We start from the raw sequence: 11,840 nt of genomic DNA, 5'->3' as shown, positions 1-11,840 counted from the left end.
CCAAGTGCACCGCTGATTAGCTACGTTCGGATGGGATAACCGCTGAAAGCATCTAAGCGGGAAGCTCGCTTCAAGATGAGATTTCCATACACATTATGTGTGAGAGGCCCCCAGCCAGACCACTGGGTTGATAGGCCGGATGTGGAAGCGAGGACTAACGACTCGTGAAGCTGACCGGTACTAATAGGCCAATAACTTACACCACACAGAAAAACATTCTGCTTGCGTCCACTATGTGGTTCCCAACCAACAACCCTGTTGGCGGAACCAAACAACTAAATAACAACACCACCCCCTGCCCACGGGCAGGGATGTTGTAACCACAAGACTTCCCAACCCCCTGCGGGGTTCGGGTACAAGGGTTACGGCGGTCATAGCGTGGGGGAAACGCCCGGTCCCATTCCGAACCCGGAAGCTAAGACCCACAGCGCCGATGGTACTGCACCCGGGAGGGTGTGGGAGAGTAGGTCACCGCCGGACATACATTACGAAGGGCCCTGACAAGGATTGTCAGGGCCCTTCGACTTTAACCCCAAGACCGGTGCCGCCGGACGGCCAAAGGTCCGCGGGTAGGATTGACCCTCATGAGCAGCATCTTCAGCCACGCCCAGGACCCCTCCCAAGACGACGGCCGCCAGGCCTCAGATCCCTTGGAACCCGTGGTGAACACCGTCCGCGTACCGGGACCGGTGGCCCGGGCTTTCGCAGGCTTCACCGACCACGCCCACCTGTGGTGGCCCTTGGAGCGGCACGGCGTCTATGGGGCCGGCTCCTATGTGGAGTTCGAGGAGAACCTCATCCTTGAGACGGCTGACGATGGCCGCACCAGCATCTGGGGGACCCTCGATGACTGGCAGCCGCCGCTGTCCTTCCATGCCTCCTGGCACCCCGGAACCACGGCGCTGTGGTCCACCGAGCTCCTGGTGGTGTTCCGCGCCGTTGAGGCGGAAACGGAGGTCCGGGTCTTCCATGAGGGCTGGGAAGGGGCCGAGGACCCGGTTGCCGCCCGCGAAGCCTATGTGGAGGCGTGGCCGTTGATCCTGGAACGGTTTGCACGGTTCATGGGTGCCGGCGACCCAACGGATGCCGCCCCTTCCGAAGGCCTGTCCTAGGCCATCCTCGCGGCAACGTCCGGTGGTACGGCGGTGCTGTGCCGGATCACGAATTCCGTAGGGTATTCCTGGTCCTGGGCTGCCGTAACTGCCGGACCGCCGTCGGGATGCCTGCCGGCGCCCTCCAGCAGGGCCAAAGCAGTCGCGGCCGCCAGCTTCCCCTGGCCCCGCGGGTCCTGGCTCACAGTGGTCAGCCCGAAGGTCTCTGCCAGCTCGTGCCCGTCAATCCCCACCACGGAGAGATCCTCCGGAACCCGAAGGCCGAAGTCGCGCGCGGCAAGCATGACGCCCACCGCCATCTCATCGGAGGCGGCAAAGACTGCCGTGGGCCGTTCGGTGGGTGTTCCCAGCAGCCGGCGGCCTGCCGCGTAAGCGCCCTGGATGGTGAAGTCGGCAGTGGCATGCCACTCGGGCCGAAACCCAAGCCCTGCTGCCGCCATGGCCGCCGCGAAGCCCTTTTGCCGGAGCTGAGGAAGCTTGAAGTCCCTGTTCAGCCCCGCGTCCCCGGTGATATGCGCAATCCGGGTATGTCCCAGCCCAATCAGATGGCTGGTGGCCATCTTCGCCAGGCCCTCGTCGTCGATCCTGATGGTGGACGCCCCGGGCAGGGCGCCTCCGATCACCACGATGGGACGGTGCACGGCCAGCAGCTGCCCGATCTCTTCCTCACTGAGCACCAGCGCCACGGCGATTACCGCATCCAGGCGTTTCCGCAGCAGGAAGTCGGTCAGGATGCTGTTGCGCCGCTCCGGCTGTTCACCCACGTTATAGAGCGTCAGGTCATAGCCGGCATCGAGCAGGGTTTCGGAAACGCCTTCCAGTACAGAAGAGAAGTACCAGCGCTGGACGTTGGGTACCACCAGCCCGATGTTGTGGTTCCGCCCTGAGGCGAGGCTCGACGCGTGGTAGGACGGAACGAACCCGAGTTCCCGGGCAGCCTCCTGGGCCAGCCGGCGGCTCTTGGAAGAGACGTTGGACTTGCCGCTCAGTGCCCGCGAGACGGTGGCCACCGACAGCCCGGCCCGGCTGGCAACTTCTTTGATGCCTGCCACGGTCAGAGGGCTGCTGCGGCGTCCGGTCCAAGCTGGATCCACGCGGTCTCACCGGAGGCAAGGGCGCGGCCCGCACCTGCGGGCAGGCTGCGGATCAGGACATGTCCCGCAGGCATTTCCAGCGGCTCGTGGTTCAGGTTCATAACCACCAGCGTAGTGCCGTTCAGGTAGCCCAGGGAGTAGCCGGTGCACCAGTCCTCGGCCCAGGACAAGGATCCCCTGCCCAGGTCCAGCTCCCGGCGGAAGGCCAGGGCGTCACGGTACAGGGACAGGTGCGACGACGGTGATTCCGCCTGCAGGTCCCTCGCCAGCGCCTTGAACGTGGCAGGAATGGGCAGCCAGGGGTCGCTGCCCGAGCCAAACCCCAGGTGCGGGTCCCCGCCCCGCCAGGGCAGCGGCACCCTGCAACCGTCACGGCCCAGCCGCTGGCCGCCGGTGCGGGCGAACGTGGGGTCCTGGCGCAGGTGGTCAGGAATGTCGATGCCGTCCGGCAACCCGAGCTCTTCGCCCTGGTACAGGTACGCGGCGCCGGGGAGTCCCAGCATGAACATCGAGGCAGCGGCCGCGCGGCGGCGGCCAAGATCATGGTCCGGCTGGTGATCTGCCGGGCCAATGCCGTCGCCGTCCCGCGGACCAAGCCCGTTGTACCCGAACCGGCTGGCGTGGCGGACCACGTCATGGTTCGACAGTACCCAGGTGCTGGGAGCACCTACCCCGTCGAGGACTGTCAGGGAATCGGTGATGACGGAGCGGAGGCGGTAGACGTCCAGGCCCGCGTGGAGGTACGGGAAGTTGAACGCCTGGTGCATCTCGTCGGGCCGGACCCAGTGCGCCAGCCGGTGCAGGTCCACGCTGGCCTCGGCGCAGAGGATCCGGTCGGGTCCGTATTCGTCCAGGATCAGCCGCCATGTGCGGTAGATATCGTGGACAGCTGGTTGGCCGAACATGGGAGCCTCATGGCCCGGGTACCCGTCGCTGCTGCCGCCGTCGGCGCGGCCGCCCCAGGCGGGCAGTCCGGGGGCCTTGACCAGCGCATGGGCGACGTCCACCCGGAAACCTGAGACGCCGCGGTCCAGCCAGAAACGGAGCACGCGTTCGAATTCTGCGTGGACGGCGGGGTTGTCCCAGTTGAAGTCCGGCTGCGAGGAATCGAAGAGGTGGAGGTACCACTGCCCCGGCTGCCCGTCAGTTCCTGCCACCCGAGTCCAGGCAGGTCCGCCAAAGTGGGACTGCCAGTTGTTGGGTGGTTCCTGTCCGTCGTGGCCGGTCCCGTCCCGGAAGATGAACATGTCCCGCTCGGGGCTTCCGGCCGGCGCGGCAATGGCTGCCTGGAATGCCGGGTGCTGGTCGGAGCAGTGGTTGGGCACCAGGTCCACGATGACCCGCAGGCCCAGGCGGTGGGATTCGGCCATCATGCCGTCGAAGTCGGCCAGCGTACCGAAGACCGGGTCCACGTCGCAGTAGTCGCTGACGTCATAGCCGGCGTCACGCTGCGGGGAACGGTAGAAGGGCGAGAGCCAGACTGCATCGACTCCCAGGTCTGCGAGATGCGGGAGCTCCTGGGTAATTCCGGCCAAGTCGCCAATGCCGTCGCCGTTTAAGTCACGGAAGGACCGGGGGTAGACCTGGTAGATCACAGCAGAGCGCCACCAGCCTGGAGCGGTGTCAGCAGCATGGATGAGCGTCAGGGGCCCGGCACAAGCCAGAGTGTCCTGGGTCACAGTTTCGACAGACATGGAAGTCAGCATAGCTGCGTCACGCCGATTGACTGAAAACGCTTCCATAATTGTTTCGCGGCGCTCATCGCGCAGGCGAATGCATGCACAGCAAGGGAACTGGAAACGATTACACGGGCGGGTAGCCGCGGCATCAGCCGGCAGCGCACCTAGACTGTGAAGGTATGTCCGACGACGGGTGGAGGCTTTGTGGGAAGCATCGTTGACGAGCTGGAAGCCTTCCTGGCGCCGGGTCAGGTCGACACGGGCGAGGTCCCGCTCCGCCGGTACGCCGTAGATCAGGCGCCCGTGATCGACTTCCAGCTTCCGCTGGCCGTGGTGTTCCCCGAATCAGTGGCGGACGTGCAGGCGGTGGTGAAAGCCTGCCTCGGCAGCGGGGTGGCGATCGTCCCCCGGGGCGCCGGAACGGGTGTATCCGGCGGTGCCCATGCCACCACCAACTGCATCATCCTCTCCCTGGAGCGGATGGACCGGATCCTCGCCCTGAACCCGGACGATGAAACCGCCATGGTGGAGCCCGGTGTGGTCAATGCCGTCCTGAATGAAGCGGCCGCAGAGCATGGCCTCATGTACGCGCCGGACCCTGCCAGCTTCCGGAGCTCCACGATCGGTGGCAACGTTGCCACCAACGCCGGTGGCCTGCGCTGCGCCAAGTATGGGGTCACCCGGGACTCGATCCTGGCCCTGGATGTCGTTCTTGCGGACGGCTCCCTCATCCACACCGGCCACCAGACCTTCAAAGGCGTGGCGGGCTATGACCTCACGGGCCTCTTCGTGGGGTCCGAGGGCACGCTGGGCATCGTCGTCGGAATTACCGTGCGGCTGAAGTACCTGCCCCGGGAAGTACACACCATTGCCGCGTTCTACCCGGACTTCAGGCTTGCCGCCGCAGGCGTCCTGGCGGTGGGAAGGGCCCGCGTCCAGCCCGCCATCATGGAACTGCTCGACGGCGGCACACTGGCCCAGCTCGACGACATCCATGGCTCCGACCTCACCGCACGCGGCACATCACTGCTGCTGATCCAGACAGACGGGTTTGGGGCTGCCGCGGAAGCCGATGTGGTGCGGCAGGTCCTGCGCGAAGGCGGGGCCGCCGTCAGCACCGAGGCCAGCGCCGAAGCCGAGCGGCTGGTGGAGCTGCGACGGCACAGCAGGGGCACCGAGGTGGACGACGAGTACCGCGTGGGCGAAGACGTCGCTGTTCCCCGCTCCCGCCTGGTGGACTACGTCGCGGCACTCGAGGCCATGGCCGCCGCCCAGCAGGTGCACCTCAAGGTGGTGGCACACGCCGGCGACGGGAACCTGCACCCCACATTCTGGATCGACCGGCAGGGCCCCGACGTTGAAGCCGGCGCCATGGAGCGGCTCCAGGTGGCCCTGGACGAGTCCATTACCGCCGCTCTGGCAATGGGTGGAACCATCACGGGGGAGCACGGCGTGGGCCAGTACAAGCTGCGCTGGCTTGGCCAGGAGCAACCGGAGCCGGTCCGGGAACTCCAGCGCAGGATCAAGGAGCTGTTCGATCCTGCCGGAATCCTCAACCCCGGAAAGGCGATCTAGGCCTCAGTCGTCCGAATCCGGGTATTCGTCCTCTGACTCATCGGCACCGTAGCGGGATTCCTCGTTTTCCACCTCGAGGATCTTCAGCAGTTCGGTGTCCGGGTTCAGCATGATCGCGGCCTCGTCCCGGCGGTGCCGGAGGATCGAGTCGATGTAGGACTGCACTGCCTCTGCCAGCGGAATATGGCGCTCCTGCTTCTCCGACATGTACCACCGGTGCTCCAGGACCTCGTGCACCACCTCGGCATGCTCGAGCTTGCCGGAGAGGTCCCGGGGGATGGAGCGCACGATCGGCTCGAAGATCTGGCTCACCCACAGGTGGGCGCTGTATTCCTCATCCATCTCCGGGTTGTTGTCCGCCCGGAACGAGTCCATGTCGTTGAGGAGGCGGCGGGCCTGGTTCTCCTGCGCATCCAGGCCGGTGAGCCGCAGCAGCCGCCGCTGGTGGTGCCCTGCGTCCACCACCTTGGGCTGCAGCTGGATGGTGGAGCCGTTCTGGGTGGTTTTGATGGCATATTCCTCGACGTCGAAGCCGAGCTCGTTCAGGCGCCGGATGCGGGCGCCCACCCGCCAGCGTTCGCCCAGTTCAAAGGATTCCTTCTCGGTCAGCTCAGCCCACAGCCGCCGGTAGCTGTCCATGATCAGCTCGCTGGTGGCCACGGGGTCCACCTTCTCCTCGATGAGGCCGCCGTCCAGCAGGTCCATCAGTTCGCCGGCGATGTTGACCCGGGCAATTTCAAGGTCGTATTCGCGCTGCCCTGTGGAGAGGTCGGGGTAAAGCTCGCCCGTTTCGGCGTCCACCAGGTACGCGGCGAAGGCGCCGGCGTCGCGGCGGAACAGCGTGTTGGACAGCGAGACGTCGCCCCAGTAAAAACCGATGAGGTGCAGGCGCACCAGCAGCAGGGCCTGCGCGTCGATGAGGCGGGTGAGGGTGTCCTTGCGCAGCATCTGGGAAAAGAGGGCGCGGTAGGGCATGGAGAATTTCAGGTGCCGGGTCACGAGGACCGGGTTGAGCGGGCGTCCGTCGGGGGTGGTGCGCCCGGTGATCACCGCAACCGGCTCCACGCACGGCACATCGAAGCGGGCCAGCTTGCGGAGCATGTGGTACTCGTGCCGGGCCACGTGCTCGGAGGTTTCCTTAATGGCGATGACAGAGCCGCCCAGGTGGGCAAAGCGCACGATGTGCCGGGAGATGCCTCGGGGGAGTGCCGCGAGGTACTGCGCCGGCCACTCCTCGAGGGCGATGTGCCACGGCAGGTCCAGCAGTTCGGGATCCGCCGCTGCCGCAGTGATATTCAGCGACGATGCTACCGAGGCTGCCTTGTTGTCATCGGCACTGGCTGCCACGAACCGCGGCAGTTTACCGATCTGCGCGTAGTCGGTGGGTTCATCGTGCCACTGGGCGCTGTATTCCTCGGTCATGGGTCAATTCTTCCGTACTCGGGGCAGGGCGGCTAAATTTCGCCCGGACATCGTTAAAGGCCGACGGCGGCCCGCACCGTTTACGAAAAAGGTGCGGGCCGCCGTCGGACAAGCGGCGGTTGTGCCAGGCCCAACCGCCGGAGCCAAGGAATCAGTCGCCGAGGCGCAGGCCGGTCTTGGTGTCGAAGAGGTGCACGTGGCCCGACTGCGGACGGACGTAGATGACCTCGCCCTTCATCGGGGGACGGCGGCCGTCGACGCGGGCCACGATGTCGTGGTCCTTGCCGTCGAGGTTGGTGTGGCCGTAGACGTAGGCGTCGGCGCCGAGTTCTTCGACGACGTCCACTTCCACCTTCAGGCCTTCACCCTGGGGAGCGGTTTCCAGGTCTTCGGGACGGCTGCCCAGCGTGACCGTGGAGCCGTGTGCCTCTTCGAGGACGTCGCGCGGCACGGGGTAGACGGTGCCGCCGAACTGGACGCCGCCGTCCACCACGGGAAGCTCCAGCAGGTTCATGGCGGGGGAGCCGATGAACCCGGCAACGAAGACGTTCTTGGGGCGGTCGTAGAGGTTGCGTGGGGTGTCCACCTGCTGCAGCAGGCCGTCCTTCAGCACGGCCACGCGGTCGCCCATGGTCATGGCTTCAACCTGGTCGTGCGTCACGTAGACGGTGGTGACGCCGAGGCGGCGGGTCAGGGACGCGATCTGGGTGCGGGTCTGGACGCGGAGCTTGGCGTCCAGGTTGGACAGCGGCTCATCCATGAGGAAGACCTGGGGGTTACGAACGATGGCGCGGCCCATGGCAACACGCTGGCGCTGGCCGCCGGAGAGTGCCTTCGGCTTGCGGTCCAGGTACTGCTCAAGGTCAAGGAGCTTTGCGGCTTCGCGGACGCGCTCGGCGCGCTCTTCCTTGGAGACACCGGCGATCTTCAGGGCGAAGCCCATGTTGTCGGCCACAGTCATGTGCGGGTACAGCGCGTAGTTCTGGAAAACCATCGCGATGTCGCGGTCCTTCGGCGGAACATCGGTAACGTCACGGTCACCGATCAGGATGCGGCCGGCGTTGACGTCCTCCAGTCCTGCGAGCATGCGCAGGGAGGTGGACTTGCCGCAACCGGAGGGTCCCACGAGGACCAGGAATTCGCCATCGGCGATGTCGATGTTGAGCTTATCGACGGCGGGCTTATCTGTGCCCGGGTACAGACGCGTAGCGTTATCAAAAGTAACTGTAGCCACAGTTATCAATCCCTTCACCGGCAGGTACGTGCCGGACGATCCGTTGTGAATGGTTCATGTTTATTCAGTTTTGTTCCTGCAAAGTGCTCCGAGCCTGAGCCCGGGGCACAAAATGACGCCGCACGCTGGTTGTGCGCCACATCACACACAGAGTATGCCAGAGGTTGCGCTTCCTTGCGAAAATGTTACGAACGTCACATGTGCCGCCGGCCACGTCCTAACCTGACGCGGCCTGCGGATCCTCCTCGGCAACCGCGATGCTCCGCTCCTGGAGCAGGGCCTCCAGCAGTTCCGCAATGTGGACGGGAGCCTCCACCCGGTATTGGGCCTGGGTGAAATCAAGACCTACCTTGACCCCCACGTCGCCCGGTTCGAGCCGGCCAAAAGCGTCCTCGTCCGTGACGTCGTCGCCGGCGAACAGCACGGCAGTGGCCCCGGTGGCCTGCCGCAGGAAGGTGACACCTTCGCCCTTGGAGGCATTGACAACCGAAATCTCCAGGACGCGTTTTCCTTCCTTCAGGAAGACTCCCTTGCGGTCCTGGAGCACCGACCGTGCTGCCGCCACTGCATCTTCTGCCACGTCGTCCTCCGCCTGGCGGGTATGCAGGACGACGCCGGCAGGCTTGTCCTCCAGGGAGGTGCCGGGCGCCTCGGCGACGATGCCGGCCAACTCGGCGCGGACCTCTTCAAGGAGCGCCTTCTGGTCCTCTTCAAGGGCCAGTTCGGTGGAGCCCGGCCCCAGCCACGCCTCGGCGCCATGGCTGCCGATCAGCAACGTGTCGACCGGCGGGGAGGCGACCTCCCGCAGGCTGGCGAGGGCGCGTCCGGAGATGAGGGCCGTCGTCGTGCGTGGCAGCACGGCGAGGCCCGCGAACGCTGCGGCGGACCGCGGAAGCGGCCGCGCATCCTGTGCGCGGCCCACGATGGGCGCCATGGTGCCATCAAAATCCATGGCCACGAGCAGGTGCTCCGTGCCGGCGATCCGGCGCAGGGCCTCCCGCAGTTCCGGGGAGAGCGCCAGCGGCGCCTTGGCGCGGCGGCCCTCAGGAGTCATCGCGGACCACCTTTTCATTCAGCGCGCGCAGGAAGTCGGCGGACCAGTGGTCCACGTCGTGGTCCAGGATCTGCTTTCGCATGGCCCTCATCCGGCGCGAGGCCTCCCGCGGGGTCAGTTCGACGGCGGTCATGATGGTGTTCTTCAGGCCGGCGATGTCGTGCGGGTTGATCAGCAGCGCCTGCTTCAGCTGGTCGGCCGCCCCGGCGAACTCGCTCAGGACCAGGGCGCCATCGTTGTTGTTGCGCGCGGTGACATATTCCTTGGCCACGAGGTTCATCCCGTCCCGCAGGGCGGTGACCAGCATGACGTCCGCGGCCAGGTACAGCGCCACCATCTCCTCCACGGGGTAGTTGTGGTGCAGATAGCGGACGGCGGTGTTTTCGAGGGTGTCGTAGGTGCCGTTGATGTGTCCAACGGTGCCTTCCACCTCCTCGCGCAGGAGCCGGTACTGTTCCACCCGCTCCCGGCTGGGGGAGGCGACCTGGATGAGGGTCGCGTCGCCCACCGTGAGCCGGCCGTCCGCCAGGAGCTCCTCGAAGGCTTTCAGCCGGTGCCGGATGCCCTTTGTGTAATCCAGCCGGTCCACGCCGAGCAGGATGGTCTTGGGGTTGCCAAGGTCCTGCCGGATCTGCCGGGCGCGTTCGATGATGTCCGGCCTGGCAGCGAGTTCTGTGATTTGCTTGACGTCGATGGAGATGGGGAAGGCCTGCGCCCGCGCGATGTGGGTCAGCTGGCCGTTGTGGTCCTTGACGTGCACCTGCTGCTGCTTGACGCTGGCACCCAGGAAGCGGCGCGCGGAGCGCATGAAGTTTCCAGCGTCGCTGGGCCGCTGGAAGCCCACCAGGTCGGCACCCAGCAGGCCGTCGATGATGGCCTGGCGCCAGGGGAGCTGGGCAAAGATCTCAGGCGGCGGGAACGGGATGTGGTTGAAGAAGCCGATCCGCAGGTCAGGCCGTGCTTCGCGCAGCAGCCGGGGCACCAGCTGCAGCTGGTAGTCCTGAACCCACACGGTGGCCCCCTGGTCCGCGTGGCGCACCACGGCGTCGGCGAACCTGCGGTTAACCCGGCGGTAGGCGTCCCACCAGGTGCGGTGGAACTCCGGCGGGGCAATGACGTCGTGGTACAGCGGCCAAAGGCTGGCGTTGGAGAACCCTTCGTAGTACAGCTCCACGTCATCGGTGCTGAGCTGTACTGGAACGAGGTCCATGCCGCCGTGGCTGAATGGCTCGACCGTCTCGTCAGGGGCACCATGCCAGCCCACCCAGGCGCCGTCCGTCTTGGTCATCATCGGTGCCAGGGCGGTCACCAGGCCTCCGGGCGACCGCCGCCAGCCGGAGCCGTCATCGCTGTCGTCCCCCGGCGCCACCCGGTCGACGGGCAGCCTGTTGGAGACCACCATGAAGTCGTACTTGGTATGGCCGGCGTGGCCGGAACCGGAACTGCCGGCCGTAGCTGTTCCGGCTGGTTTTTCCTGGACGGGTGTTTGCATTGCGGCCCCCTGGGGTTGCTTGTGCCTCTAAGCCACCCTAGCCGGACGGAATCATCGGGGCTATTCGTCCGTTGGTCAACCCGGAAGAATGGTTGAACCCGCAAGCTCTCAGCTTTCTCCCCTAAAATGTTGGGGTGCCACCAAGTGGTCCCCCTACGTCGACCGACCCAAGGAACTCATGAGCCCCGCAAACGAAGTACGTAAGTCCAAGGCTGAGCGAACCGCCGAGGCGCGGGAAAAAGCGCGCCTGATCCGCGAAGCGCAGGTAAAGAAGGACAAGCGCAACAAGATGCTGATCGGCTGGGGTATCGTGGCGGCGGTCGTGGCCATCCTGGTGGTGGTGGCCCTGGTGGTCACCAACAGCCTCAAGCAAAACGCACCGGTTGCGGACCAGGGCCCCGTTCCGGCCAATGCCAACGCCCACGGCGGCGTGACCCTGCTGGCCAACACGGGCGTGGCCAAGACCGAAGCGGCAACCGTTGACGCGGCTTCCGTGGGGGATGCCCCGAAGACTCCGCCCGCCGAGGTAGTGGCCCCGGGTGCCGAGGCGGAAGCCGGCAAGCCGGTGAAGGTTGTCCTCTACATCGACTTCATCTGCCCCGTCTGCAAGAACTTCGAGGCCCAGTACAACGACCAGCTCACCTCGCTGCGCAATGACGGCAAGATCACCGTGGAATACCGTGCCCTCGGCTTCCTGGACAGCCGGTCAACCACCAACTACTCGTCCCGCGCCGCCAACGCCGCGGCCTGCGTGGTCAACGCATCACCGGAGAAGTACTCCGACTTCGTCAACGCGCTGTTTGCCAAGCAGCCTGCGGAGGGCAGCGCAGGCCTGTCGGACAACGACCTGAAGAAGATGGCCTCCGACATGGGCGTGAACATCGACTCCTGCGTGGATGACAAGACCTACCGTCCGTTCGTGAAGTTCACCACCAAGGAAGCAGCGGCGATCGGCGTGACCGGTACGCCTACGGTGTTCGTGGACGGAAAGCAGTGGGGCAAGGGGGACAGCGCCCAGACGCCGTTCCCGGACTTCCTGCAGGCAGCCATCACGGCCAAGGGCTAAGGGCCAACAGCCAGGGCAGGGGCCCGCTCCGGATCATCTCCGGGGCGGGCCCCTGCCGCGTCCGGCGGCGGTTCCGGCGCGTTTTTACGCCCGGCGGGAGTTGGGCTAACCT

The 11,840-nt window shown here is 65.8% G+C and carries 9 protein-coding genes and 2 rRNA genes; 5 read left to right on the top strand and 6 right to left on the bottom strand.

The window, feature by feature from the left end; genetic code table 11:
• The 3 genes from AB0280_RS19030 to AB0280_RS19020 form a co-directional block, all read left to right on the top strand.
• A 23S ribosomal RNA gene (locus AB0280_RS19030) occupies window positions 1-205 on the top strand; the annotation flags it as partial.
• A 158-nt stretch (window positions 206-363) separates the two neighbouring features.
• Window positions 364-480: ribosomal RNA gene (gene rrf, locus AB0280_RS19025) — 5S ribosomal RNA — on the top strand.
• Between the two features lie 104 nt (window positions 481-584).
• Window positions 585-1,112: a hypothetical protein gene (locus tag AB0280_RS19020; protein WP_224024990.1), complete on the top strand. Its 528-nt coding sequence runs from the start codon at window positions 585-587 to the stop codon at window positions 1,110-1,112.
• On the opposite strand, the gene AB0280_RS19015 is transcribed toward AB0280_RS19020, so the two are convergent.
• Together AB0280_RS19015 and AB0280_RS19010 are read right to left on the bottom strand one after the other, a co-directional pair.
• The gene (locus tag AB0280_RS19015; RefSeq protein ID WP_366368334.1) at window positions 1,109-2,164 is read right to left on the bottom strand and encodes a LacI family DNA-binding transcriptional regulator; all 1,056 of its coding nucleotides are present in this window, start codon (window positions 2,162-2,164) and stop codon (window positions 1,109-1,111) included. The genes AB0280_RS19020 and AB0280_RS19015 overlap by 4 nt on opposite strands.
• Window positions 2,165-2,166: 2 nt before the next feature.
• Complete coding sequence (locus AB0280_RS19010) at window positions 2,167-3,900, bottom strand: glycoside hydrolase family 13 protein (protein ID WP_425328627.1); 1,734 nt, start codon at window positions 3,898-3,900, stop codon at window positions 2,167-2,169.
• A 189-nt stretch (window positions 3,901-4,089) separates the two neighbouring features.
• Here AB0280_RS19010 and AB0280_RS19005 point away from each other — a divergent pair, with 189 nt between their 5' ends.
• On the top strand, window positions 4,090-5,460 hold the full coding sequence (locus AB0280_RS19005; RefSeq protein ID WP_224024996.1) for an FAD-binding oxidoreductase: 1,371 nt from the start codon (window positions 4,090-4,092) through the stop codon (window positions 5,458-5,460).
• Between the two features lie 3 nt (window positions 5,461-5,463).
• Here the strand turns inward: AB0280_RS19005 and AB0280_RS19000 are convergent, their stop codons facing one another.
• The 4 genes from AB0280_RS19000 to AB0280_RS18985 all read right to left on the bottom strand — a co-directional run bounded on the left by AB0280_RS19000 (window position 5,464) and on the right by AB0280_RS18985 (window position 10,662).
• Complete coding sequence (locus tag AB0280_RS19000) at window positions 5,464-6,882, bottom strand: DUF4032 domain-containing protein (RefSeq protein WP_142131112.1); 1,419 nt, start codon at window positions 6,880-6,882, stop codon at window positions 5,464-5,466.
• Between the two features lie 151 nt (window positions 6,883-7,033).
• A complete protein-coding gene (locus AB0280_RS18995) occupies window positions 7,034-8,116 on the bottom strand; it encodes an ABC transporter ATP-binding protein (RefSeq protein ID WP_159632896.1) in 1,083 nt (360 codons plus the stop codon).
• A 217-nt stretch (window positions 8,117-8,333) separates the two neighbouring features.
• The gene (gene otsB / locus AB0280_RS18990) at window positions 8,334-9,170 is read right to left on the bottom strand and encodes a trehalose-phosphatase (RefSeq protein WP_366368333.1); all 837 of its coding nucleotides are present in this window, start codon (window positions 9,168-9,170) and stop codon (window positions 8,334-8,336) included.
• A complete protein-coding gene (locus AB0280_RS18985; protein WP_366368332.1) occupies window positions 9,160-10,662 on the bottom strand; it encodes an alpha,alpha-trehalose-phosphate synthase (UDP-forming) in 1,503 nt (500 codons plus the stop codon). The genes otsB and AB0280_RS18985 overlap by 11 nt, the downstream gene beginning before the upstream one ends.
• A 178-nt stretch (window positions 10,663-10,840) precedes the next feature.
• Between AB0280_RS18985 and AB0280_RS18980 the strand changes: the two genes are divergently transcribed.
• Window positions 10,841-11,728, top strand: a complete 888-nt coding sequence (locus AB0280_RS18980) for a DsbA family protein (protein ID WP_366368331.1) — start codon at window positions 10,841-10,843, stop codon at window positions 11,726-11,728.
• Window positions 11,729-11,840 lie beyond the last annotated feature (112 nt).

This window comes from Pseudarthrobacter sp. 902506025 (assembly GCF_040702325.1).
Lineage (GTDB): Bacteria > Actinomycetota > Actinomycetes > Actinomycetales > Micrococcaceae > Arthrobacter.
This window is presented reverse-complemented; position numbering and strand designations above follow the sequence as displayed.